General features: G+C 56.0%; 22 protein-coding genes and 1 riboswitch. Of the genes, 9 read left to right on the top strand and 13 right to left on the bottom strand.

Translation table 11 applies throughout. The features are described 5' to 3' along the window. Nucleotides 1-18: 18 nt before the first annotated feature. Entirely contained in the window at nt 19-972 is a 954-nt protein-coding gene (locus COHPA_RS25135) for a polysaccharide deacetylase family protein (RefSeq protein WP_027086399.1), read from the bottom strand. Between the two features lie 262 nt (nt 973-1,234). Here COHPA_RS25135 and COHPA_RS0111940 point away from each other — a divergent pair, with 262 nt between their 5' ends. The 3 genes from COHPA_RS0111940 to COHPA_RS0111930 are packed head-to-tail and all read left to right on the top strand — an operon-like array spanning nt 1,235 to nt 5,078. Further along, nucleotides 1,235-1,525, top strand: coding sequence for a DUF6509 family protein (locus COHPA_RS0111940; protein ID WP_027086398.1), 291 nt, complete (start codon nt 1,235-1,237; stop codon nt 1,523-1,525). A gap of 59 nt (nt 1,526-1,584) precedes the next feature. Further along, nucleotides 1,585-3,333: an ABC transporter ATP-binding protein gene (locus COHPA_RS0111935; RefSeq protein ID WP_084760607.1), complete on the top strand. Its 1,749-nt coding sequence runs from the start codon at nt 1,585-1,587 to the stop codon at nt 3,331-3,333. Beyond that, a complete protein-coding gene (locus tag COHPA_RS0111930) occupies nt 3,333-5,078 on the top strand; it encodes an ABC transporter ATP-binding protein (RefSeq protein ID WP_027086396.1) in 1,746 nt (581 codons plus the stop codon). The genes COHPA_RS0111935 and COHPA_RS0111930 overlap by 1 nt, the downstream gene beginning before the upstream one ends. Nucleotides 5,079-5,299: 221 nt before the next feature. On the opposite strand, the gene COHPA_RS25580 is transcribed toward COHPA_RS0111930, so the two are convergent. From COHPA_RS25580 to COHPA_RS0111900, 6 genes are all read right to left on the bottom strand, one after another. After that, entirely contained in the window at nt 5,300-5,461 is a 162-nt protein-coding gene (locus tag COHPA_RS25580; protein WP_156926649.1) for a hypothetical protein, read from the bottom strand. 101 nt (nt 5,462-5,562) lie between these two features. After that, nucleotides 5,563-7,599 (bottom strand): glycosyl transferase, encoded by a 2,037-nt coding sequence (locus COHPA_RS0111920; protein ID WP_156926648.1) that lies wholly within the window; start codon nt 7,597-7,599, stop codon nt 5,563-5,565. Beyond that, nucleotides 7,596-8,504, bottom strand: a complete 909-nt coding sequence (locus tag COHPA_RS0111915) for an NAD-dependent epimerase/dehydratase family protein (protein WP_035119443.1) — start codon at nt 8,502-8,504, stop codon at nt 7,596-7,598. The genes COHPA_RS0111920 and COHPA_RS0111915 overlap by 4 nt, the downstream gene beginning before the upstream one ends. 4 nt (nt 8,505-8,508) lie before the next feature. Next, nucleotides 8,509-9,606, bottom strand: a complete 1,098-nt coding sequence (gene rfbG, locus COHPA_RS23405; RefSeq protein WP_342667817.1) for a CDP-glucose 4,6-dehydratase — start codon at nt 9,604-9,606, stop codon at nt 8,509-8,511. Beyond that, a complete protein-coding gene (gene rfbF / locus COHPA_RS0111905) occupies nt 9,606-10,382 on the bottom strand; it encodes a glucose-1-phosphate cytidylyltransferase (RefSeq protein WP_027086392.1) in 777 nt (258 codons plus the stop codon). The genes rfbG and rfbF overlap by 1 nt, the downstream gene beginning before the upstream one ends. Nucleotides 10,383-10,518: 136 nt before the next feature. Then, on the bottom strand, nt 10,519-11,337 hold the full coding sequence (locus COHPA_RS0111900; RefSeq protein WP_027086391.1) for a DUF2935 domain-containing protein: 819 nt from the start codon (nt 11,335-11,337) through the stop codon (nt 10,519-10,521). Nucleotides 11,338-11,458: 121 nt separating this feature from the next. Here COHPA_RS0111900 and COHPA_RS0111895 point away from each other — a divergent pair, with 121 nt between their 5' ends. After that, on the top strand, nt 11,459-11,944 hold the full coding sequence (locus COHPA_RS0111895) for an SRPBCC family protein (RefSeq protein ID WP_027086390.1): 486 nt from the start codon (nt 11,459-11,461) through the stop codon (nt 11,942-11,944). 44 nt (nt 11,945-11,988) lie between these two features. Here the strand turns inward: COHPA_RS0111895 and COHPA_RS0111890 are convergent, their stop codons facing one another. The 5 genes from COHPA_RS0111890 to COHPA_RS0111870 all read right to left on the bottom strand — a co-directional run bounded on the left by COHPA_RS0111890 (nt 11,989) and on the right by COHPA_RS0111870 (nt 18,691). Beyond that, nucleotides 11,989-12,543 (bottom strand): hypothetical protein, encoded by a 555-nt coding sequence (locus COHPA_RS0111890; RefSeq protein WP_027086389.1) that lies wholly within the window; start codon nt 12,541-12,543, stop codon nt 11,989-11,991. Between the two features lie 194 nt (nt 12,544-12,737). Continuing rightward, entirely contained in the window at nt 12,738-13,265 is a 528-nt protein-coding gene (locus COHPA_RS0111885) for a C40 family peptidase (protein WP_027086388.1), read from the bottom strand. 4 nt (nt 13,266-13,269) lie between these two features. Beyond that, nucleotides 13,270-13,410: riboswitch (cyclic di-AMP (ydaO/yuaA leader) on the bottom strand. Between the two features lie 224 nt (nt 13,411-13,634). Continuing rightward, a complete protein-coding gene (locus COHPA_RS0111880) occupies nt 13,635-14,444 on the bottom strand; it encodes a hypothetical protein (protein ID WP_027086387.1) in 810 nt (269 codons plus the stop codon). Between the two features lie 12 nt (nt 14,445-14,456). After that, on the bottom strand, nt 14,457-16,451 hold the full coding sequence (locus COHPA_RS0111875; protein ID WP_027086386.1) for a M1 family metallopeptidase: 1,995 nt from the start codon (nt 16,449-16,451) through the stop codon (nt 14,457-14,459). A gap of 143 nt (nt 16,452-16,594) precedes the next feature. After that, complete coding sequence (locus COHPA_RS0111870; RefSeq protein WP_027086385.1) at nt 16,595-18,691, bottom strand: HelD family protein; 2,097 nt, start codon at nt 18,689-18,691, stop codon at nt 16,595-16,597. A 307-nt stretch (nt 18,692-18,998) separates the two neighbouring features. Here COHPA_RS0111870 and COHPA_RS0111865 point away from each other — a divergent pair, with 307 nt between their 5' ends. Together COHPA_RS0111865 and COHPA_RS0111860 are read left to right on the top strand one after the other, a co-directional pair. Beyond that, entirely contained in the window at nt 18,999-19,502 is a 504-nt protein-coding gene (locus COHPA_RS0111865; RefSeq protein ID WP_027086384.1) for a YwhD family protein, read from the top strand. A 26-nt stretch (nt 19,503-19,528) separates the two neighbouring features. Beyond that, a complete protein-coding gene (locus COHPA_RS0111860) occupies nt 19,529-19,942 on the top strand; it encodes a DUF6157 family protein (RefSeq protein WP_027086383.1) in 414 nt (137 codons plus the stop codon). A gap of 260 nt (nt 19,943-20,202) precedes the next feature. Here COHPA_RS0111860 and COHPA_RS0111855 read toward each other — a convergent pair whose 3' ends face one another. Further along, nucleotides 20,203-22,260, bottom strand: coding sequence for a transglycosylase domain-containing protein (locus COHPA_RS0111855; RefSeq protein ID WP_027086382.1), 2,058 nt, complete (start codon nt 22,258-22,260; stop codon nt 20,203-20,205). A 192-nt stretch (nt 22,261-22,452) separates the two neighbouring features. Between COHPA_RS0111855 and speE the strand changes: the two genes are divergently transcribed. The 3 genes from speE (at nt 22,453) to COHPA_RS0111840 (ending at nt 25,295) form a co-directional block, all read left to right on the top strand. Further along, the gene (gene speE, locus COHPA_RS0111850; protein WP_035120697.1) at nt 22,453-23,280 is read left to right on the top strand and encodes a polyamine aminopropyltransferase; all 828 of its coding nucleotides are present in this window, start codon (nt 22,453-22,455) and stop codon (nt 23,278-23,280) included. A gap of 66 nt (nt 23,281-23,346) precedes the next feature. Further along, on the top strand, nt 23,347-24,219 hold the full coding sequence (gene speB / locus COHPA_RS0111845; RefSeq protein WP_027086380.1) for an agmatinase: 873 nt from the start codon (nt 23,347-23,349) through the stop codon (nt 24,217-24,219). 218 nt (nt 24,220-24,437) lie between these two features. Next, nucleotides 24,438-25,295: a class II fructose-bisphosphate aldolase gene (locus COHPA_RS0111840; protein ID WP_027086379.1), complete on the top strand. Its 858-nt coding sequence runs from the start codon at nt 24,438-24,440 to the stop codon at nt 25,293-25,295. The last annotated feature ends 72 nt before the right edge of the window (nt 25,296-25,367 follow it).

The raw sequence follows: 25,367 nt of genomic DNA, 5'->3' as shown, positions 1-25,367 counted from the left end.
AACGAGGGGCTTGCGGGTTTAATGTTTAATGACGGACTTGCGCGTCTGGCCGGATTCGATAAGCTCGTCGACGGTGACGAAGGCGAACCCTTCGTTCGATAAATCGTCGATGATTTGGGGAAGAAGCGCAAGCGTGTTGTCCAAGGCGTTCTTCCGGCCGCCGAAAGAATGCATCAGAAGAATGGAACCCGGCTGCGCGTGGGCGGATACGTTCTTGCGCATGTCGGCGACGGACGTTCCGGCCCAGTCCCGGGTATCGATCGTCCAATAGACGTGCGCCATATCGCGCTCGCGCAGCGCGTCGAGAAGGTTCGGAGAGATATTGCCGTACGGTGCCCGCATGAGGTGCGGCGTATATCCGGTCGCGTCAGCGATTTCTTGCTGCGTTCGATCGACTTCGTCCGCGATTTGTTCGGGAGTCATCGTCTTTAAATCTTTATGAGACCAAGAATGATTGCCGATGCTATGACCTTCGTCCAGAATGCGCTTGGCGGTGTCCGGATATTTGCTTACTTGCGGGCCGACGAGGAAGAACGTGCCTTTGGCCCCGCGTTCCTTCAGAATATCGAGCACTTGCGGGGTATACTTGCCGTCGGGGCCGTCGTCGAACGTTAATGCAATCAGCTTGCGGGCGTCCTCTTTGCCGGAGTCGGCAGCCGGGGGAGGCGGAATCGGCGGCCGGGGCTTGGGCGAGGCGTCCGGCGGAGGCTGCGCCGCGGGCTCGCGTTCCGGGCCGGGAACGGCAGGGCTTGCTATGCTTGTCGGTACATCAGGTGCGGGTTCGATTCCGGCCGGCGGCTCGATCGCCGCGGCGGCGGCTTCCGGAACCGCGTCGTTGCCTAGCGTCATTCTTCCCGACAGCTGAATGGCCGATAAACCGAAGATCGTTGCGGCGATCAATAGCGCGGCGAATAGCCGCAGCGTCGTTCTGCGCGATCGCGAGAATCGCGCGCGTGTTCGTGTTCCCCTCATTGGAAGTCCTCCACTGTTCAACATTCCAACAGATACGTGAGGCGTTGGGGATCGTCTCGGCGGATGGATCCCCATCCGTACCGCCGAGACCGGTATTCGCTTTCTGTACTTTGGATATGAAATTAGACGAAGGAAAAAGGGAATGGGTTGAAGCTTTTTGTCGACTTTTGAAAGTTTATTCTTGTTTAGGTACAATTTAGTTTTACGCGCACATGTGTTCGTGTATAATAGCAAATGAACTGCGATGGAAGGATGAGGAAACATGTTATCGATAACCGAATACAGCGTCGAGCTCGTGAAAGACCCTTTCGGGATTCTGTCCGGCACAAGGTACGAATTCATGATGGACGTGGAGGTTCCCGAGGAAGACGAGCTCTTTACCGAGAACGGGGTATACGTGAAAGTCGTCTACAAATCGGACGGAGATCGCTCGGGCATCGTGACGTGCGATTTGTACGAGCGCGTCACGCATAAATATTTGGATGTCGAAGTCGATGCCGACGAGAAGGAAGCGCTCGCCGCATTCTGCAAAGACAATCTGCCGGAAGACTGAAGCCGCGGGATTGACCCGAGGCCTTCTTACCCTTAATACCGTTGGAGGTGGATGCAGGCGTGAGTTTTGTCAGGCGATTGAATTGGTTCATGAAGTTGCGGTGGAAGAGCTATTCGCTCGCGATCGGTCTGATGACGATCGTCAGCCTGCTGTCGACGATTCCGCCGAAGTTGATCGGGAATACGATCGACGATATTCAGAGCGGCTCGCTGGCCGGGGCGGACTTGTATGCGACGGTCGGATGGCTCGTAGGCTTGGCGTTGCTCATTTACGTAATGGTGTATTTCTGGATTACGACGCTGTTCGGAAATGCGATGCTTTTAGAGAAAGTGCTGCGGGGTCGACTGCTTGCGCATTTGACGAAGATGGCCCCGTCCTTCTTCCAGCGCAACAGCACCGGGCAACTGATGGCGTTGGCTACGAACGACATATTGGCGATCGGCAACACGTCCGGTTACGGGGTCATGACGTTGGTACATACGCTCACCGGGGCTACGGTCGTCATCGTGATGATGGTATCCTTCATCAGCGTCAAGCTGATGCTGGCTGCGCTTATTCCGATGCCGTTCCTTACCGTCGTTATCAGCAAGCTGGGCAAGAAGGTGAGAGGCCGCTTCCTCGAAGCGCAAGCAGCCTTCGGCCGAATGAACGAACATGCGCTGGAATCGATCTCGGGCATCCGCGTCGTGCGCGCTTACGTGCAGGAAGAGAAGGATTTGGCTGCGTTCGATCGCATTACGTCGGAGGTGCGGGACAAGAACCGCCGCGTTTCGTTGCTTAACGCGCTGTTCCACCCGCTCATCATGAACATTATCGGGTTAAGCTTCTCGATCGGCATCGGTTACGGGGCATATCTCGTATACGACGATCAGATTACGCTGGGCGAGCTGATCTCCTTCAATATTTATCTCGGCATGCTGATTTGGCCGATGATCTCCTTCGGCGAATTCATTAACGTGCTTCAACGGGGAAGCGCTTCCGCGGACCGGCTGGACGAGGCGCTGAGCCAGAAGTCCGATGTGGTCGAAGCGGAGGATCCGGTCGCCGTCGATATTCCGGAACGGATCGAGATGAGGCAGTTAAGTTTTACCTATCCTGGCGCAACCCTGCCAAGCCTGGTCGACGTCTCGTTCGCCTTGAAGAGAGGAGGGACGCTCGGGGTCGTCGGCAAGACGGGCGGCGGCAAGAGCACGCTGCTCAAGCAACTGCTGCGCCAGTATCCCATCGACGAGAATAAGCTGCTCGTCTCGGGAGTGCCGATCGAGCGTATTCCGCTCGAACGGGTCAAGCAATGGGTCGCTTACGTGCCGCAGGGACATCAGCTATTGTCCAAGTCGATCCGCGACAATATCGCGCTCGGCAAACCGGATGCGACTATGGAAGAAGTCGCTCGGGCGGTGGAGATGGCGTCGTTCGCGCAAGACATCGAGCAGATGCCCGAAGGACTGGAGACGATCGTCGGCGAGAACGGCGTCATGCTGTCCGGCGGTCAGAAGCAGCGGCTCGCGATCGCAAGAGCGCTGTTGATCGACTCGGAGATGCTCCTCTTGGACGACTCGTTGTCCGCGGTAGACGCTCGAACGGAGAGCCGGATCATTCATAATATCCGCAAGGAGCGAGCGGGACGGACGACGATCATTACGACGCACCGGCTGTCGGCGGTCAGCCATGCCGACTGGATTCTCGTTATCGATCAAGGCCGGGTCATCGAGGAAGGCACGCACGAACAACTGATCCTGCACGGTCAATGGTACAAGGAGCAATGGGAACGGCAGCAGATGGAAGCAAGCTTGGAGGAGGCGCTATGATGACTAAGCCATCGAACGGCAGAAGATTGCTGGCCTATGCACTCGTCTATAAATACCGAATCATCGCGGCGATCCTCATCCTTAGCTGCGCCGTCGCCGCGGAGCTTGGCGGTCCGTATATCATCAAGACGATCATTGACGGGCACCTCTCCTTAGACGAGCAAGACATGAAGCCGGTATTATGGCTGCTTGCCGTTTATATGGGTTTGCTGATGTTCTCGGGCATCGCCAACTTCACGCAATCGTATATGCTGCAATCGACTTCCCTGCAAATCATTAAAAATATGCGAATGGACCTGATGCGCCATCTGCAGCGCGTCCCGGTCCGATACTTCGATAACACGCCGGTCGGCCAGATCGTATCGCGGGTCGCCAACGACACGGAAGCGATTCGGGATCTGTTCATGAGCTTCATGGCAACGTTCATCGTCAGCTTCCTGCAGCTAGCCGGCATATTCGGCGCCTTATTCATTCTCGATTATAAGCTCGCGTTATTCTGTTTGGTCTTGCCGCCGGTGTTCGTGCTGATTATGTACGTGCATCTGAAATATACCAAAGGGTATATCGCGATCATGCGGGCGCGGCTCAGCGACATGAACGCCATGATTAACGAATCGATCGCGGTCATGCCGATTCTGCAAGCGTTCCGCAGGGAGAAGCGGACGCTCGAGGAATTCGAGACGTTGAACGAAGATCGTTACCGTGCCAACGTGAAGCAGCTTCGAATATTCGCGTTGTCTTCGCGCAATATCGTCGGAACGATCGGCGCATTGGTGACGGCGATGGTCGTGTGGTATTTCGGCGGCAATGCGCTGGAAGGCGCGATTCGTTTCGGCGTATTCTACGTCTTCATCGATTATCTAGGGCGGATATTCAACCCGATTATCGGGATATTCGACCAACTGACGAACGCTCAGCGGGCGTTCGTGGCGGCTGACAAAGTGTTCGCGGTGTTGGACATGGAGGGGATCGACGTAGCGAGCGCAGACGAAGCGGTCCGTCCGGAAGGCGTCGTGAGGTTCGACAACGTGTCGTTCGGCTACAAAGAGGGAGAGAACATTCTAAAAGGGATTACCTTCGAGGCGCGCAAAGGGCAGACGATCGCTTTGGTCGGACATACCGGGTCGGGCAAGAGCTCGATCATGAATTTGTTGCTCGGCTTCTATGAGGCGGGAGAAGGCTCGATTACGATCGACGGACGGAACGTCCAGACCTACTCGAAGCAAGAGCTGCGCAAGCATATGGGCATCGTGCTGCAGGACCCGTTCCTGTTCGCGGGCGATATCAAATTCAATGTCAGTTTGTACAATGAAGATATTTCGCCGGAACGGGTGAAGCAGGCGCTGCGCGACGTCGGAGCTTCGACGTTCGTCGAGCAGTTGCCTAACGGCTACGACGAGCCGGTCGTCGAGCGCGGCAGCACGCTATCCGCCGGGCAACGCCAGCTCATCTCGTTCGCCAGGGCGCTTGCGTTCGATCCGGCGATCCTTATCCTGGACGAGGCGACCGCGAGCATCGACAGCGAGACGGAAGGGCTCATTCAACGCGCGCTTAAGGTCGTGAGCGAAGGGCGCACGACGTTCGTCATCGCGCACCGGTTGTCCACCATTCGCGAAGCCGACCAAATTCTCGTGCTCCACCGGGGAGAGATCGTCGAACGCGGCAACCACGACACGCTCATGGCGCTCGGCGGACGCTACTATAAGATGTACCAGCTGCAGAAGGGCGAGCGCGTCGCGCTATAGATCGCTTGGGAAGGTCTTATACGATATCCGATGCTTAACGTGAAATAACGGAACCAGGTTCCGTTATCTTTGCTTTTTTGAGCGGGTTTAAGCGGTTAGAGCAGGATAACGGAACTGAGTTCCGTTATCCTTTGAATGTGTGGCGTAACGGCTCGGAATAACGGAACAGAGTTCCGCTAAGCATGGGAATAAGGAGGAACTGCGAACCTGCAAAACTGCCCCTATTCCAAATCGCTCCGGGGATGAGGGTTGATCGGCGGATCAAGAAACGGATTGCGGCCGCTTTCCTTGTTCTTCTTGGGCGACTGGGCGGCAAGCTCCGCGATTTGGGCTTCGAAGGAATCCATTTCCGGGAGTTCGTCTTCTTGATTGTAGCGGGTCATCGTGGACCTCCTTCTCGTTGGTGACTATAGGTTGCTTTCCGCCTCGACGAATCATTCCGGATTCCGCACAAAAAGAGCTGCTTTCGCAGCTCTCCTAGCGTTTACTTCTGAGGGGGAACGAGACGGAACGGATTCTGCGGAAGTTTCGGCACGCCGCCCCACGTTGCGTTAATCTGCTTAATCAATCGAATCGCGGTTTGAAGTTCTTGAATATAGGGCTGGTAAATGTACTGGAGAATGTTCGGATGAAAAGTCGCGCGTTCGAGCTTCCATAGGTCGAATTCGTTATCGTTCAAGATCGCCAAGCTGCCGAAGTGGAAGACGACAAGCTCCGCTTTCTCCACGTAGACGGTATCTTTTTTCCTGCTAACCGAATAATCGGTGTTGTTCAGCACGAGATTCCATGGGGCGGCGTTGATCCCGATATGGTTAATGAGCTTAATGTTCGAGTACAGATGAGGAACTTGATCCAAGTATTTCTGGTCGCCCCAGCGGTTCTCCGCGGTGTCGTACCGGTCGTAGCACCAAGCCAGGCATTGGTTCATCCACCACGTCAGTATGGTCCGACTGTTCTTCTCTTGAGCGAATCCGAGCAATCCCGCTTGGTATTGGCCGTGCTGATGCATTAATTCGGACGTGCCTCGCTGCGGACACATGAAGATGGAGTGCTTGCCCCACTCGTCATTGATCGGTTTAAGGCCGCCGAAGAAATACAAATCCGCGTCGCAATAAATCAGTCGGTCGATTTCCTGGTGCTGATCTAACAAGTGTAGGCATAGCGGCGCTTTAAGCGTCCAGCAAAATTCCTGAAGCGTGCGTTCTTGCCGGATTTGGTTCAAAGCGGGAGTCAGCAGGTTCTCGACTTGGAATACGGTTGCGTTCTTCAAGCTTAGCCGTTGCAGCGTCTCGAAGGATGTCCCGTCGACGCAGCAAATCCATAGGCGGAAATTGCTCTGGTGACGTTCCAATGAATGATACAAGGCCATGACCTTGGGGAGATAGCTTTCGCTTACGATCGTGCATAAGCTGTAAAAATCGTTCCACTGGTCCATGAGTTTGGCGAGAGGCGTGCGTTTGTAGGGAGTTTTGGCATCCGAGACGGAGCCTTCGGCCAAACCGAAACGAAGAATCGCCGGATGCAGCTCCTTCAGACTGCTCATGATCGCAGCGAGCTCATCCAAATAAGGCGCGTAGATTTCGTTCTTAATGACCGAAGGAATCGTTAACTTATCCAGCGACCATAGATCGAACTCGTCCTCGTTGTAAATTTTCACGCAAGCAAAATGGAACGCGACCAACCGGTCTAACTTGATATACACTTGGTTGCCCGTTTTCCGAATCGGATAGTTGTTGTTGTAGATGCAATTCCATGGCGCCGCGTTGATCCCGAGTTTCGTCGAGACTTTGAAATTGGAATAGTGCACGGTCAGTTCGTCCAAATACTTCTGGTCGCCGAAGCGGTTCCCGTCCGGCTCCGCGCTGCACCAGTTCAAGCATTGCTCCTTCCACCATTTCACGCTCGACAGCCCGTTCCAGTCGTTCCGAAATCCGATCATGCCCGCCTGGTATTTGCCGTACTTCTGTTCGACCCAAGCGGCGTCGCGCTGCGGACATAGATAGACCGAGTGGTTGCCCCATTCTTCATAGATGGCGGCCGGGTCGGAGAAGAAGTAGATGTCTCCGTCGCAATACAGTACCGATTCGAGCTTGCGATTTTCGAGCAAATATTCGATCAGCGGGGCTTTGAGCGTCCAACAGTACTCGTTGATTTTCCGGACCTTCTTGATCTCTCTCAGGCGATTGTCCTCGATCTCCTCCACTTGAAGCAGTTGAACGTTCTTTAAGGACAAGCTGCTTAGGATTCTGAAAGTCAGTGAATCCATGCAGCAGATCCAAAGCGTAAATCTGTCCGTGTTCCGCATGAGGGAGTGGTAGAGGGCTAAACCTTTGATGAGATAAGCTTGACCTACCAATATACAGATTTGAGGGGTTGGCCCATTCGAAGGGTTGGGAAGGTCAGGCACTTGCCAGGAAGAGAACATCTCTTTCACACCCTCTTGTACGGCTTTTTTTCGCAGGAGCAGTTCGATCGACATGCGATCCTTGAACCGCTGCATGCCCGTTGTTTTTGTTGTCATGGCGCGCACCCTTTATCCGCTAGGTAAAGTTTGATCCCCGTTCTTATATCGACTTGCGGATGCCAGTCCGGCAACAGGGAGCCTTCCGTCCATGGCACCATGATTTCCCTCTCGCGGTAAGGTTTCGCTCCCCATACGACTTTGAGCTTCGCGCCGACTTCCTCTTCGAATAACGCGACCAATCGGCGAAGAGTCAGCGGGTTGCGGCTAGATACGGCATACTTCTCGTGCGGCTCGGCCGTCCCTCGCAAAAGTCGGGATGCAGCCAGCGTATAGGCCTGAACGACGTCGTCGATGTAAACCATGTCGAGCAACTGCTCGCCCGGCGTCGTCGCCAAGGGTTCGCCTGTGACATAAGCGTTGTACAGAAGGTTAACGATTTTGTTCCTGGGGTCTTTCGGACCGTAGCTATCGAACAACGTAAGCGTGATGCACCGGAGCGGGGAGGATTCGAGGTAGTAGCGCGCGATATCTTCGAAAGCTTGTTTGCTCGCCGCATAAAGGCTGTTCGGATTGTAAGGCAGATGATCGTAGTGTTGGGAAAAGGTGCCGGTATTGATGAGGTTGTAAACCTTATGGCGCATCATCGCTTCCATAAGGTCGGCGCCGAATATGACGTTGCTGTGCAGCATGGCATGTATGTCTTGGCTCCGGTAGGTAACGGAAGCGAATGAAGCGAGATGGGCGACGATATCGGGCTTTGCTTCGCCGACGATCCGCAGCATGCTTTCCGTCGTGCCTTGATAGTAGTGTACGCGCACCTTATCGATCATGTCCGTCAGCGGGGCGAGATTGGATGATGGCCTGGCGATCACGTGAACGATCCATCCGTCGCGCAAGAGTCTCCTGGCAAGGCGGGAGCCTGTATATCCGCTTGCTCCGGTAATTAAGACAGAGGGCGCCATGCGCTCATCGCCTCGATCCTTCGGACATGTAGGCTTCGATCTGCTTGGCGGTGACGCTCTGCATGTTCTCGCCTCGAACGAAAGCTTTCGTCCACTCGATGATCGACTCCAGCACTTGTCCGAGCTCCCATCTCGGGGCCCACTTTAGATAGGCGTTCGCCTTCGCGTAATCCAGCTTCAGAATGCGCGTCTCGTGAAAGGAGCGGTCTGCAGGCGCGTTCTTATACCGCGCTCGCCCGCCCCATAGGTCGCAAATTTCCCGTACGATCCTTTCGGTCGACCGGTAATTTGACTCCTTCGGACCGAAGTTCCAAGCGCCGGAATATTCCGTACCGTCCTTGATCATGTGCTCCGCCAGCAGCAGATATCCGCTCAGCGGTTCAAGCACATGCTGCCAAGGGCGGATGGCGTTCGGATTGCGAAGCCGGATCTCCTTGTCGTCGATGAGAGCGCGCATGCTATCCGGTATCAGCCGTTCCGCAGCCCAATCTCCTCCGCCGATCACGTTACCGGCTCGGGCCGTCGCGACGGTGAGCTGATGCTTCCGGAACTCGCCCGGATTAAAGTAAGAGTCTCGATAGGCGGCGGTCACTAGCTCCGAGCAAGCTTTGCTATTAGAGTAAGGGTCGTAGCCTCCTAATTTGTCGTATTCGCGATATCCCCAGATTTGTTCTGCGTTTTCGTAGACTTTATCGGTCGTAACGTTAATGACCGCGCGTCGCTTGATCGGATTCGCGGCGAGCAACTCGCGGACGGCGTCCAATAAATGCACGGTTCCCATCACGTTCGTTAGATAGGTTTCGACGGGATAACGATAGGATTCCCTCACGATAGGCTGCGCGGCCATATGAATGATGACGTCCGGATCGGATTCGATTAGCACTCGGGTTAGCCTGGTCCTGTCGTTCACGTCTCCTAGCTCCGACCGGATCAGTTGGCCGATTCCGCACAAGCCGAATAGATTTGGAGCAGAAGGGGGGTGCAGAGCATACCCTGTAACAGTAGCTCCCATCATGGATAACCAGAGACTTAGCCAAGATCCTTTGAAGCCGCTGTGGCCCGTAATGAATACTTTCCTACCTTTCCACGACGCCGTGTCCATCACGATAATCCCACCATCCACGGGACGTTGCCCGAGGCGCAGAGCGCATGAAGGTAGTTACGGTCGCGCAGCGTGTCCATTGGCTGCCAGAATCCGAAATGCTTAAAGGCCATGAGCTGACCGTCCATAGCCAGTCCTCGCAAAGGAGCTTCCTCTAGAACGGTTGAATCGCCCTCGATTCGCTCGAGCACTTCGGGTTCCATCGCGAAGAATCCGCCGTTAATCCAGCTCTCGCCAGGGGGTTTTTCTTGGAAAAGCTCGATTCGCGAATCGTCGGCCATCGTGAGCACCCCGAAGCGTCCGGGTGGTTGTACGGCCGTCAACGTCGCAAGTTTGCCATGACGTCGGTGGAATTCGAGCAGACGATGGATATTGACGTTGGCCAAACCGTCTCCGTACGTGAGCAGGAACGCCTCGTTGCCGATGACGTCCTTGATCCGCTTCAGCCTGCCGCCGGTCATCGTATGTTCTCCCGTATCTACCAGCGTTACTTTCCAAGGTTCCGACCGATTTCGTCTAATGGTCGTTCGCGGACTGTCCGTGAAGTCGAAGGTCAAGTCGGATTCTCGTACATAATAATTAGCGAAGTAATCTTTAACGACGTGCGCTTTGTAACCTAGGCAGATCACGAAGTCGTTAAAGCCTTGCTCCGAATAAATTTTCATCAAATGCCAGAGAATCGGCTTGCCTCCAATCTCGATCATAGGTTTGGGTCTATGAATCGACTCCTCGCTGATCCTTGTCCCCAAGCCTCCCGCTAGAATGACGACTTTCATCGTTTACCTCCTTCGTTCATTAATCTTGTGTATAGTATTCTATGTCTTATGATTTGATTGGATTATTTTACCTGTTTACACAATTAAGTGGACAAAGAAGAACAGCCCCCTGCAGTCAAGGAGGCTGTTCGTCTATTTAGCCCATATGCATGTCGCTTCCGGCGGGCTTGCCGGTGAGCGCGTTCTCGAACATGTCGATAAGGATCAGGAAGCGCTCGGCTTCGCGGAAGACATGGTCGGCGAGAAGCGGATGTATGATGCTCTTGATACGGCAAGCTTCGATCAATTCCCGGGCCGTCTGCTTGAAGTCGCGCAGCGACTTCACCGACACGCGATTCTGATCCAGCATCTGATCGAGGATCGGAATCGTCTGCGATTGCGGGCGCATCGAATCGATGTCTCTGGCTTGGAAGAGCAGCGTGTCGAACTCCTCGCTGAAATTCCTTGCCTGATCGACGAGTTGGCGTTCGGAAGGATCGAGCAAATGTCCGATGAATTTGGCGTGATCGGCCATAATCCGCAGGAAAAACACGTTCTCGTTAATGATGGCGTCCGGTAACGGATCAAGCGTCCCGGAGTTAAGCTGTTCAAGTCGATTGCGGAAATAGAACGCCTCCCGGCTCGTATGGTCGACGAGCAGCGGGAAGTTGTTCCCGCCGGGCAGCTTGCACTGCAGGATGAGACCAAGCACTTTTCGTTTGAACGCCCAGATGTGGGAGACGGCGGTATGCACTTCGATGTTAAAGCGTTGAATGACCTGGGGGTCCGCGTTTCTGTCAAACCTATTCGCCCTGTTCTCGATCGCTTCGAAAACGGAGTAAAACTGGTTCGCCTCGTTAATTAGCTGCGTGTCTTCGCACCGGAATCCAAGTCTAAGGAACAGCGAATGCTCCTTCATAATCCGAGACCAGAACCTGACCTCGTCTAATGAGCGAATCACGAAAGCATTGGACACAGCATCCCCTCCGAAAAGAATACGTTCTTAACAGATGTGTATCTGTACACGGAGACAGTTATGACATTGGACTGGCAAAATGCTATATTATAGTGGAATTCGACAAGGGGAGGGATTCCGAATGATCGCGCTGTCTCAAGCTCCGGTCGCCAAAGCGGAGATGTTGATCCGCAAGCCGGCAGCGGAGGTATTCGAAGCTTTCATCGATCCGTCGATCACGTCGCTGTTCTGGTTTACCGGGGGCAGCGGAAGGCTCGAAGCCGGCAAGAGCGTCAGTTGGGAGTGGGGGATGTACGGTTTCTCCATTACGGCGAACGTACTCGAAATCGAAACCGACAGACGTATTGTCGTGGAGTGGGGAGAGCCGGACGATTATACGCAGATCGAGTGGAAGTTCGTTCCCCGCGGGGACGACCAGACTTACGTTACGATCGCGAATTCCGGCTTCAAGGGAGAGGGAGATGCCATGGTCGCCCAAGCGATCGACTCCACGGAAGGCTTCACGATGGTGCTATGCGGGTTGAAGGCGCTGCTTGAGCATGGCGTCCGCTTAAATCTCGTGGCCGACAAGTTCCCTGACGCTCACGTTAACGATTCACGAGGTTAATTGTTCTACCCATCGATAGCATTCCATAAGCTCCTCGTTGCTTACTAAATCCGACCGGTGCTCGAACAGGATTTTGACATCGGGATTGCGCTCATGAATGAGGGCCAGGTAATCTGCGATCGGCGCCCATACTGCAGGGCTTTGTCGGACAACCACGTCGCGAGAGCGTCGCTTTTCTCCTTGAATTCGGATTGAGGGTAGGCGCTTTCGAATTCGTACTCGTTGCGGTCGGCGAACCTCCAATTGCGCCAATCCACCCGGTCGTCCAGAATGACGGGCTTCGGATAATGGAACAAGATATAGCTTGGGTTAAGGGGAGCCGAGAATGCCAGCTCTTGCTCGATGATCGCATACGCATTCGACCGGACGGCGTCATCGTCTGACAGGAACAAGGCATCCCTGATTGGATGCTTGCCGGCTCGAAGAGGGAAGTGAATGCCGATGCGGAAGCCCGCCTTGCGCGACTCCTCGGCCAGTCTCGCGACATCGCGCTCGTCCTGAAACAAGCAAGCCTCGATACCGTAGAAGCCCTCTAGATAATCGCGCCGATACTTTCCTTCGTCGAACGTGCCGTGCTGGCCGATCAGAAATTTGTTCATCCGATCTGTACAAGCTCCTTTTAGGTAGAGTAACCATAGCGGTCCATGAGGTTGTTACAGAAACAAAAGTCGCGCACTCGTCGCTGTAGCGGTCTGAGAGACCGTTGCAGCGGGCAACAGAGACGGTCTATCTCCATACATACAACAAAGCCCCGCTTAGGCGGGGCTTTGTTAGGGATGGAATATCGGATAGATTATTCCATCGGTTCGTCCGTAGCGCCCGATTCAGGTCCGATCAGCTCTTCGTCCGCCGGATCGTACTCGGTTGCCAATGCTTGATAAGTTTCCGTGTCCATGACGCGACGAGCGGTAACGTACGTGCTCGCGTAAGATTTCTCGGACATGCTGCTGATCGTGATGCCTTTCCGTGTGGAAGCATGCGCGAATTTGCCGTCGCCGACGAATATGCCTACATGAGAGATCGTCTTGCCGTTCGTCTTGAAGAACACGAGGTCTCCCGGACGCAAGTCGTCCTTAGAGACTTTCTTTCCTTGCGTTGCTTGATCTCTGGAGGTTCTCAAGAGATCGATGCCCAATTGCTTGAATACGTATTGCGTAAAGCCGGAGCAATCGAAGCCTTTGGTTGTCGTGCCGCCGTAGTGGTAATCGATGCCGATCAGCTTATCGACTTGTTCGTCCAGCTTAGAGCTTGCGAATACGCTTCCTACTTGGACAAGCAGGAGCAAAGCAAGGGAAAAAAGGATGACTGAAAACTTGCGCAAAGCTGGTGACCCCTTCCAATGCCTACGAGGTTAGCTGGAGGGTTCGGTTGAAGGTACCCTATGGCTCCTGTGAAGCGAAGCCAATTCACCCATAATAACTGGTTCCCCCGTTCCCCGGTGTGAGGGGACTCGGCAAATTTTTTACACTCAGCCTTAGATATTCGCTGATTGTGACGAATTTCCTGCAAATGCTAAATTAGAATTTACTAATAAAGATCAATTTACTGGGGATTTAACCCCTCCTTTCTGCCTAGTTCTACTCGCCGATAATAACGCCAAACCCCGGCTGCCCTCCAGAAAGGAAGGAAACCGGGGAATGTCCCGTGATGATTTATGTCGACAATAGACAGACAAGGGACTAAGGCAAGCTTACGTTTCGCGCCAGACGTAATATTGGGAAGCGGAAGTCCACAGCGTCAGCAACGAGCGGACGAAGTGGAAGGCTTGATGCAGCGCGACGGCGAGAAATCCCGACCAGAGAAGCGCCACGGCAGACGCCGCGAGCGATACCGCGATCCCGATGCCGAGCATAGCCAGCGTTACGGCAAGGAGAGGAGCCCCTTTGCGTACGGCTTGCCCGATTCCGTTCACGACGCCTTCCTTCGATACGGCTCCGAATTGCATGAACTGGAACAGCAAATGAAGGAGGAATCCCCATACGAGCCATAGGCCGGCGTAAGGGAACAATCCTTGCAGCCAATCCGCTAGGGAGCTTTCGGAGTAGAAGCGATCTCGGGCAAGCGGGATCAGCCAGAGGGCGGGGAGCGCGGCTAATGCGTTCTCCAGCCAATACAGCGCGGTTACCGGTTTCCATGCCAGCCTGATGCCGGACCATACATGCGTGCCTGCTCCGTCTTCCGAACGGTGGAAGGAGTAGTATACGCCGGCGTTCAGCAGCGGGGTGAGAATCATGCGCGCGAGCAGTAGCCCGCCTAGCCACAGCAGCGTTTCGTTCAATAGGTCGGTCTTGAGTATACGGAACTGGGCTTCGACGAGAAACAGCCTGGCGGCGTCCGCGTTCGGATGGTCGCCCGGATAGCGGGCCAAGATGGGCGTCACGATCGTGTCGACGAACCGATACAGGAAGAATCCCCACAGCAGGCGGTACAGAAAGAGGAGAACCAACACATATTTATGCCGTAACGTCATGTCCCATCCCTTTTTTAATCGATCTTTCATCGCTTCGCCTCCTCACCAAGCCATCGATCCGAACAATCCCTCGATAACCTGCGTTATGCCGGACGACCAACGCGTTCTTTCTTTCTTGGAAACTTCCGTTTTGAGATAGTTGTTATATTTGCGATTATCGAGCGCGACATTGAACGAAGGGTCGATTGCCGCGAACGTAAGCGGAGAGGCCGACTTGAGCCCGATCTGAACATGGTTTTGGACGCCGTCCCATGCTTTGCGCGTCGTCTGCCCGTCGTCGAAGCGGAACAGGATGTTAACCGGTTGCGCGCTCCCGCCGTTGCGCCGGATGAGGACCCGCGTCTCGTAACCGTCGTCGACCCGGCGGCTGTAGATGGCGTCGATCGAGAAGTCCGTCATCTCGGCTCGCTGTACGTGCGCTTGGAAGAAGTCGTCCCACTTGGCCTTCGTAACCGTCTCGACGACGCGTTTGAAGTCGACGTAGGCGGGATGCTTGAATTTGTATTTCTGAAAATAAGTCCGCATGATCTTGCTCATCATCTTGTCTCCGACTTGCCGTTCTAACGAGGTGAGCACGAGCTTGCCTCTCAGGTAGACGTTCTCCGCGTAACGATCGGAATCGCGGAACTTCCAGGAGGATTGGTCCAGCGGCTCCGGATCCGTAATATAGCTCGCCTCGACTTGCGTATTCGGCAGCACGCCGTAAATGGCGGACATCAGCTTGTCTTCGGTATAGGAAGTAAAGCCTTCGTCCAGCCAAGCTTCCTCGAACTCGTTGGAGGCGACGAGGCCGTACCAATATTGGTGCGCGATTTCGTGCACGAGCGTACGCTCTAGGTCGTAGCCGGGGGTGCTGCCGGTCGCGGCGGCTCCGGTGACGAGCGTAGGATATTCCATGCCGCCGGCGCCTTTGCCGCCGGCAGGAGGCACGACGATGGAGAGAGTGGCGTACGGATATTCCCCGTACCATTCTCCGAGCTTGGCGAGAGCGGATTTGGCGGCGTGCAAATATCGGTCCTTCAGGCCGGCCTGCAGCGGGTCGAGATACAGTTTGATCCGGACGCCGGGAATGCCGGGAGAAGAGAAGGATTCCTCCACGTAGACGAAATCGGGAGATGCCGACCATGCGAAATCGTGCACGTCGTCCGCGTAGAACTGCACGGTTTTACGTCCGTTCGCAAGGGCGGGCGCTTTCGTCTGGAAGCCGGTCGCGGCGACTTTATAGTCTTGCGGAACGTTCACGCGAACGCTGTAGATGCCGAAGTCCGAATAGAATTCGGAGTTGCCGTGATATTGGTGAAGATTCCACCCTTCCGCCGTTCTGCCGCGCGTGCCGATCGTCTCGTAGACGGCTAGCTTAGGGAACCATTGGCCGGCCATGACGAAGTTCCCCGATTTGCCCATACGGGCGAACACGTCCGGCAGCGTCACCGAGAACGTCATGTGCAGCGTGACCGCCGCGCCTGGCTTTACGGCTTGCGGTAGCCGAAGCGTCATGAGCGTGCGGTCGTTCTTGTTGCCGTCGTCGGGCTGAATATATCGGACTCGGGGCAGCAAAGTCTCGCCTTCTTCGGTCGTGAGAGCTGCGATCTCCATTCCGCCGTTGCTGCCAGGGTTCATCTTGTCCCCTCGGAGCTGACCGCCCGATTCCGTCAGGAACGTGCTTCCGGAGGCGAAGGCGTTCGGGTAAAGATGAAAGTACAGGTCGGAGACGGGCTTGCGTCCGGGGTTTTTCCAGGTTACGGTCTGCTGGCCGGAGAGCGTACCGTCCTTCTCGTTCAGCGAGACGTTGATATGGTACTCGGTAACCCGGTTGCTAAGCACGGCCGGCTTGGGCGTCTGCAGCGTATCCGGGGCGGGTTCCGCCTTCGGCGGCGCCGTGGAGATCGGGGCTGAAGCATACTCCGCCGAGAGCTCGGCGGCCGGCAACGAATATTGCGCCACCCAAGCGTCTGCAAAGCCGAATTTGACTGAGAATACAAGAATAGCGGCAGCCGCGATGAAGAGCAGCATTCGCAGCGAACGGCGTTCAGGCATACGGATAACCCTCCCGTTGACAAGCATCTACGGGATATATATGACGGTTGTCCTTCGTTCATGCCCCTGTCCCATCGGGAAAAGAATAAGCCGCCCCCGGTCGCGAGATAGAATCCGCTAGACCGAAGACGGCTTATTTACATTCAAGAGAACAACGCGGAGGGCTCGCCGTCGACGAGCAGCGTTAACCGATGCAGCGCGCGCGTGCAAGCGACGTACAGAAGCTTGGCGTCCTGCGGATTGTCCGCGTAGTTGCGGGCATTGGCGCCTGCGATAACGACGGCGTCGAACTCGAGTCCCTTGGCTAGGTGCGCCGGGACGACGGTGATGCCGCCAAGGTAGGCGGCTTGGTCTTCGGCGATCAGATTCGCCTCGACCCCGCCGGCAAGCAGTTGTTCATGCAGAGTCTTGCATTGTTCGTCCGTCCGGCCGATGACGGCGATCGTGCGCATCCCGCCCGCTTGGTTGCCCGTGATGAAAGCGGCGATGCGGGATACGAGCTCGGCGGAGTCCCGAACCGAGGCAACTTCGACTGGTTCGCCGCTGCGGAATACCGGCTCGGCCGGCGGCAGCCCCGTATCGGTGCGAGCTAGAATCCGATTGGCGAATTCGATGATCTCGAGCGTGGAGCGGTAGCTGAGCTTCAGCGTGTGATAGGCGTTCTGCTCCGCCGTGAATACGGCGGCGAGCTCTTCCCAGCGCTGCACGCCGCGATAGGCATGAATGCCTTGCGCCAAGTCGCCGAGTATCGTGAACGACGGCTCCGTCATATAAGCGCGGAGCAGCGCGATCTGGAGCGGGGACGCGTCCTGCGCTTCGTCGACGACGACGTGATCGAACTGTCTGTTCTCCGGGCCGTTGAACGCGAAGTGAATCCATACGAGCGGAGCCAGGTCTTCGGCGTGCACGACGCCGCGTTTCAACGATCGAAGCGTATCCTCCGCAAGCGATTTCGGAATGCGCGCTCCGTCGGCGTCGATGAACACGGACTTGTAGAAGGCGAGGGGGTTCGCCTCCGGAAGCTTTTTCATGAACGCGCGCAGCCGCCCTTTGCCGATCGAGCTGCGTTCCTTGCGGATCTTGGGATCGCCGATGCTCGTCAGTTGCATCTCCAGCCACCGGTTGATTCTTCCCGCTAAGCGCTCCCGGCGCATGGACAGCGGATAATGACGATACTCGACCTCGAACCATTCCCGAATCGTCTCGCTCGTGAGTACGCGGCCGTCCCAGGCCTCGAAAGAAAGCCGATCTTGCAGGAAGTTGTCCTCGTATTGCTTTAGCTTCTTTTTCAACGTTTCCAAGAAGGCCAGAGAGCCTTTGAACCTTCCGGAGACTTCATCCGTCAGCGCAGGCCGCATCGAAGAGAGCGCGAACCATACTTTGCCTTCGGACGGTGGGGCGAGCTTGACGTTGCCGTCCAGGATCTCGAGCGCCCAGTCCGCGAACGTCGTCTGCGTCACGTTGCCGACCCCGAGCTCGGGCAGAACGCCCGAAATATAATCGAGGAACATGCTGTTCGGCGCGAATATGATCATCCGCTCCGCGCGAATCTGCTGCTGGTATTGGTAGAGCAGGAAGGCTAGGCGATGGAGCGCGACCGTCGTTTTCCCCGAACCGGCGGCCCCTTGGATGATGAGCGCCTTGTAGCGGGGAGCGCGAATAATGAGATCCTGTTCGGCTTGAATCGTCGAGACGATATCGCGAAGCCGGTTGTCTTTCTTCTCGCCGAGACGGTAGAGCAGAAACTCGTCGCTCAGCCCGATATTGTCGCCGCCCCGCTCGTAGCTGTCGACGACGCGCTCGAGCGTCCGGTCGCGAATCGACAGATTGCGTTTGCGGTAAATTTCGCCCTCGATCGTGCCGTCCGGCGCATCGTAGCTGACCGGGGCTTCGCCTCCCGTGAACGAGTAGAACAGGCTGGCGACGGGCGCGCGCCAGTCGATGATGTACGGCTCGCTCGTCTGGCGTTTATCCATGCCCCGTTTGCCGATATAGAGCGGTACGGGAGCAAGCTTGCCGCTCTCTTGAAAGTCGAGCCTGCCGAAGTAGGGCTCCTTGCCAAGCAGGTCGAGCCGTTGCCGCGTCTCTTCGCGGCGTGCTTCGAGCACTTGCTCGACGTAATCGTTGCCATAATAGACGGGGGCGATCTCGGCGCGCTGCTCGGAAATTTCCCGCAGCGTTTCCGTCAGCTTCAGCCGTTCTTCCTCGAACGGCTTCGGCGGCGTTGTAGGGGGTTGCATCGTAATCGTTCGTTCCTCCTTGCGTCTCGCGTTTGTTGCCGGCTACTCCATTGTGTACCATTTTCGCATAAAACAATAGACTTATGTTTTTCATTTTGTTATGATGTTGAGTACAGGCTTGCCAAAAATAAATAGAACAAACGTTCCCGTCCGGGCAACGAACAAAGATGTCTCCTCAGGAGACATTTTTTTATTGTCCAAGACCGTCTGCCGACCGTGCGCATGCGGCATCGGCGCGCTAGACTAATGATGGTCGGTTTGTTATCATTTTTATAACTTGGATATGGATTCGGAGGTCACGAAATAGATGGACAACAACGGGCAACAGCCGGAGAAAAAGAAACTTTCGCTAAACGTCGTGAGCAACAAGGAGCACAGAGGGTTCGGCGCGGGCACGATCGATTTGAGCCAAGTGGCATGCGTCATTATCGATAACGGCGAGGCGTACATCGACGTCGGCGCGATGCACGCGAAGAGCAAGATCGAGAAGGGCATCAAGTTTTCTCCGAACAAAGAAGACGTGCCCAACGGACGTCCGGCATGGGTCGTATGGGTCGCGGTCGACCGCAACGAAGAGGGCGGTTACTATGCGGGTGCGACATCCTGCGAGATGCTGATCGATACCGAAGCGCGCCGCGGATGGAAGCTGCTGCCCGATCACGTGAACCGGCTCGACGCGGCGCTGAAGCGCAAATACATGCTGGACAATATCGGACCGGTAGAGAAGGAAGCGTTGCGCAAGCTGCTGATGGAGCATAACCCGGAGTGGTGGGATCGTTCGCCGCAGGCGTTAAAGGATTTGTTGGCCTAACCGTCTCGCTAATGGAGGGATCGCCGATGGATTGGAACTATTATGATACGTTCATCACGGTAGCGCCGGATTGTCCGGCGGAACGGGGCATCGTGCCTCCCGATAAGAAGATGGGGAAGACGAAGCCGGGGATTGAGTACGAGCTGCTCAGCGAGTATCCGTATATGTACACGCAAGAGCAAATGCTGTTCGAGGTGCATGCCCGGCACAAGGGAATCCCGGCGGAAGAGCTCGAGGAGAAGAAGGCCGAGTTCTACGCGAAGCCGACGGCTTGTTTCAGAGCTTCCATGCTCGCGAAGAAGTACGGCTGGGGCATTCATTTCGACGAGGCCGGCCGGATGGCGATCGTGCCGATGGAATCGCCGGATTATAGGCGTTTCGTGGAAGGGCAGGCCGCAGGCGTTAAGCTGTTGGCGGCTATGCGCAACAGCAGGAAATAGAAGTAAAAGGGGCTGTCCCAAGGTGGAATCGACCCGAGAACCAGGCCGACGCAGTGTCATTACTCGGCACTAACTGCATGAAATGCAGGCATTCCGCGATAACGAATTGTACTCCATGCAGGTGAGAAGGAAATCGGGTGTGCGTTATCCTTAAATAAGGCTGCAATAGAACGAAACAAAACCAGGATGGAGCAGATATAAACCTTGCTCCGTCCTGGTTTTTGATTTTTGAGGCCGTTCCTATTGGGACAGCCTCTTCATTACCACCATTGCTTCAATTTACGCCACCAGGAACGGCCCTCGCGGCTGTCTTCCTGCTTGCGATCCGAGTCGTCATGATGGAGCGCGCACGTCTCGGTCGGTTCCGTTCCGGCCACGAAAGCCTCCGTCGTCCATTCGGCGGGACATTCCGGCGCGGCGAGCAGGTTCGTCGCAGGGTCGAACGTGACGTTGACGACGCCTTCCGGAATCTCGAACGGGGTAGGCGGCGTGCCCGCCAAAGCCGCCTCCGTAAAGCGCGCGAAGATCGGCGCGGCGCGATGCGCTTCGCTGGACGTTATCGGTCTGCCTCGGTCATAGCCGACCCATACCGCCGTCGCCAGCTCGGGCGTATAACCGACGAACCAAGCGTCGGAATCCGTCGTGCCCGTCTTGCCCGCGACCGGGCGCTTGATGATCGCCGATATTCTGTGGGCCGTGCCTCCGCGTTCGAACACGCTCTCGAGCAAATGCGTCGTGACGTAAGCGACGGCCGGAGATAGTATTTGCGTCGATGTCGGATGCGCCTCGTAGAGAATTCTCCCTTTGGGGTCCAATATGCGCGTGATCGCGATCGGTTCCGATTGGCGTCCTTGCCCTGCGAAGACGGCATAAGCGGATGCCATCTCGAACGGGCTTACGGGCGAAGTGCCGAGCGCCAGGGAAGGGATGGCATTAAGCGGCGAAGTGATCCCTAGCTTGCGCGCCGTCTCGATGACTTGCTTCGGCCCGACCTGCATGATCGTATTGACCGCGTAGATGTTGTCGGAGGAAGCAATCGCTTGACGCAAGCCGATTTCGCCGTTGAAGTAGCGGTTGTTATAGTTGCTTGGCCGGTAAATTTGTCTGTCCCCGTCGTAATAGAACAACGTCGGCTCGCTGCGGAAGCGGGTGGCCGCCGTGATCGCGCGCCGGTCGAGAGCGGTCGCGTACATAATCGGTTTAAAGGAAGAGCCGGGCTGGCGGCTGCTCGCGAATACCCGATTATATTGGTTCCTGCGGTAGTTGCGGCCGCCTACCATCGCTTTGATATACCCGTTGCGGGGATCGATCGCGATCAGCGCCGCCTGCAGCTCGGAATCACCGCCCGGCAAACCTTGCTTGACAGCCTCCTCGGCGTGCTTCTGCACGCGCGCGTCCAACGTCGTCATGATCCGCAGTCCGCCTTCGTTGATCAGGCGTTCGTCGATCCCCAGCTTGTCCACGGCGATCTTCTTCACGTGATCGACGAAATACGGCGCGGCGCCCGTTTGTTCTTCCGGAAGCGGCCTGACGCCGAGCGGCTTGGCGTTCGCCTTCTCCGCTTGCTGGGCCGTGATCTGCCGCGTCGCCACGAGCGCTTCGAGTACCTGCCGCCGCCTTGCTTTCGCGTCTGCGGGATGAAGATGCGGCGAATAATAGCGCGGTCCTTTCGGAATGCCGGCCAATAACGCGCTCTCGGCGATCGTAAGCTGCTTCGCCGGTTTGTTGAAATACAATCTGGCGGCTGCTTCCGCTCCGTAAGCCCCGTGACCGTAATAGATTTGATTCAAGTAGAGCTCGATAATCTCGTCCTTCGTGTACGTCTGTTCGAGGCGCGCGGCGTACCAAGCCTCTTTAAGCTTTCGCGTCCACGTTCTTTCGTGCGACAAGTATAAGTTCCGGGCGAGCTGCTGCGTTAACGTGCTGGCGCCTTGCTCCTTCGACATATGGCGCATGTCTACCCATGCGGCGCGGGCAAGCCCGCGGATATCGACGCCCGCGTGCTCGTAGAACCGGCGATCCTCGACGGCGACGGTCGCCTTCGCGAGCCAAGGAGAAATATCGGCGAGCTTCACGATATGCCGATTGACGCCGCCTTGCACCGAGGCGAGCACGACGCCTTCCGAGTCGAAGATTTGCGTAGACTGCATGATCGAGCCGGCAGGGAGCGCGCCGAAGCGCAGCAAATACATGCCGCAGCCGGAAAGCAGCAGCATCGAGACCAATGTCGCCCAACCCAGTCTGCGCCGCAATTTCGTCCATAGCGTCGCCGGCCGCGGCACAGGCGGATGCTCTGGGGAGTCTTCGGACGGTTTCAAGGCATTATCCCCCTCTCGGCAACTTCAGGAAATCCCCCTATAGTATGGAATAAGGGAGGCCGTGCTATCCGTCCGTCCCGGCAGCCTAGGGCATGGGTTGCTTTTTAGTCTTGATTTTATATAATACATGTTGATTGGTACATTATAGAGGCCGCTTCGCGTGCGGTAGAAAGCAGGGATCTCATGTCCTCCATGGAATTGTGGTATACGGAAAAACAAACCGAAAACTTCGGTATTACGATGAAAATCAAACGCACGATGGTTCACGAAAAGACGGATTTCCAAGAGCTCGCGATGATCGAGACGGAGGAGTACGGCAACATGCTCGTTCTCGACGGCATGGTCATGACGACGGTCAAGGACGAGTTCGTCTACCATGAGATGGTGGCGCATCCGGCGCTGTTCACGCACCCGAATCCGGAGAACGTGCTGGTCGTGGGCGGCGGCGACGGCGGCGTTATCCGCGAAGTGCTGAAGCACCCGAAAGTCAAGAAAGCCGTTCTCGTAGATATCGACGGCAAAGTCATCGAATATTCGAAGCAATACCTTCCTTCGATCGCGGGCAAGCTGGAAGATCCGCGCGTCGAAGTGATCGTGAACGACGGTTACATGCATATCCACGATCACAAAGCTACATACGACGTCATCATGGTCGATTCCACCGAGCCGGTCGGTCCTGCGGTGAACCTGTTCACGAAAGGATTCTACCAAGGCATCCACGACGCGCTTAAAGAAGACGGAATCTTCGTCGCCCAGACGGACAACCCGTGGTTCAAAGCGGACTTGATCCAAAGCGTCAACCGCGACGTTAAAGAAGTGTTTCCGATCGTCCGCGTCTATTGCGCGAACATCCCGACGTATCCGAGCGGCCTTTGGACGTTCACGATGGGCAGCAAGAAGTACGACCCGCTGCAAGTCGACGAGTCCGCGATTCCGGAGCTCGATACCAAATACTATTCCCCTCGCTTGCATAAGGCCGCTTTCGCGTTGCCGAAGTTCGTCGAGGATTTGACGAAATAAGTGAGATCGAACATGCGGCGCTTCGCGCTCGCGGTTTGATCGTAACCAAAGGAGATCTCCCAACTCATGCGCCTCAACCAAGCTTATTCCGGCAATGTGTTCATTTGCAGCTCAGACGATTACGCCGCGTCCCAAGCGGTCATCTACGGCATGCCGATGGACTATACCGTATCCTTCCGCCCAGGCTCCCGGTTCGGCCCCGGCCGTATTCGCGAAGCCTCCGTCGGCCTTGAAGAGTACAGCCCTTACCTAGATCGCAGCGTTTACGACGTGAAATACTTCGATGCGGGAGACCTTATGCTTCCGTTCGGCAATGCGGCTAAGAGCCTCGACGTGATCGCGGAGTTCGTGCGCGGCGTGCTCGCCGACGGCAAAATTCCGGTCGGACTCGGCGGCGAGCATCTCGTCAGCTGGCCGGTCATTCAAGAGGTATACAAGAAATATCCGGACCTCGCGATTCTGCATTTCGACGCGCATACCGATCTCCGCGAAGAGTACGAAGGCGAGCCGCTCTCCCACTCGACGCCGATTCGCAAAGCCGCCGAGCTGATGGGCCCTCGGAACATTTATCAATTCGGCATTCGCTCCGGCTCCAAGGAAGATTGGACGTATGCGCTCGAATCCGGCATCCACTTCCATCCGTTCGACGTAGCCGAGCCGCTTAAGAAGGAGCTTCCTTCGCTGAAAGGCCGTCCGGTGTACGTCACGATCGACATCGACGTGCTCGATCCGTCCGCGGCGCCGGGCACGGGAACGACCGAAGCGGGCGGCATCACCTCGAAGGAGCTGCTCGAAGCGATCCACGCGATCGCGCGGTCCGGCGTCAACGTCGTCGGCTTCGACCTCGTCGAAGTGGCACCGATCTACGATCCGACGGAGATGACGCCGATCGTCGCTTCGAAGATGGTCCGCGAGATGCTGCTCGGTTTCTTGAAGTAAGTTTACGCTTGTAGGCGGCCCTCGCCAATTGCGTTTGCGAGGGCTTTTTTGCTTGGCGGCGCGCCCTCGGACATACTCTCTTGGATTAGTATTGCGCGGACCCGCGGGGAGTTGACGAACTTCGTCAAATACGAGATGATAGGGTGTAGGACTTCGGTCGGAAGTACGTTGTTTTGCTATAGAGAACTTTACTGAAAAGGTGTAGGAGGCTGTTAACGATGGCATTGGAATCTATGAAGGACATGCTTAACAAGGCACTGAAAGGCGGCTATGCGGTAGGTCAGTTCAACATCAATAACTTGGAATGGACGCAGGCGATTCTCGCGGCTGCTCAAGAAGAGCAATCCCCGGTTATTCTTGGTGTATCTGAAGGCGCGGCTCGTCATATGGGCGGCTTCAAAGTCGTTACGGCGATGACGAAAGCGATTATCGAAGAGTCCAAAATCACGGTTCCGGTCGCGATCCACTTGGACCACGGTTCGAGCGTGGACAAGTGTAAGCAAGCGATCGACGCAGGCTTCACGTCCGTTATGATCGATGCTTCGCACGATCCGCTCGAAGAGAACATCCGCATCACGAGCGAAGTCGTTGCTTACGCGCATGAGCGCGGCGTCTCCGTCGAAGCCGAGCTGGGCACGGTCGGCGGCCAAGAGGACGATGTCATCGCGGACGGCGTTATTTATGCGGACCCGCAAGAGTGCAAAGTGCTTGTCGAGCGTACGGGCATCGACTGCCTCGCACCTGCTCTTGGCTCCGTACACGGTCCTTACAAAGGCGAGCCGAACCTGGGCTTCAAAGAGATGGAAGAGATTTGCAAGACGATCGGTCTTCCGCTCGTTCTGCACGGCGGCACGGGTATCCCGACCGAGCAAATCAAGAAGTCCATCTCCCTCGGCACGGCGAAGATCAACGTGAACACCGAGAACCAGATCGAGTTCACGAAAGCGGTTCGCGCAGTACTCGCTAAAGATTCCGAAGTCTACGATCCGCGTAAATTCATCGTTCCTGGTCGCGATGCGATCAAGGCAACGGTTATCGGCAAAATCCGCGAGTTCGGCTCCGCGGGCAAAGCGTAAGCGAATCATTCCATGCACGGATACAAGCTGGTTCCGGATTTCCGGAGCCAGCTTTTTGCTTCGAGGGCTTCT

The sequence above is a fragment of the Cohnella panacarvi Gsoil 349 genome, assembly GCF_000515335.1.
In the GTDB taxonomy this organism is placed as follows: domain Bacteria; phylum Bacillota; class Bacilli; order Paenibacillales; family Paenibacillaceae; genus Cohnella; species Cohnella panacarvi.
Note: the sequence above shows the minus strand (reverse complement) of the source record. Positions and strands in the feature narration are given on the sequence as shown.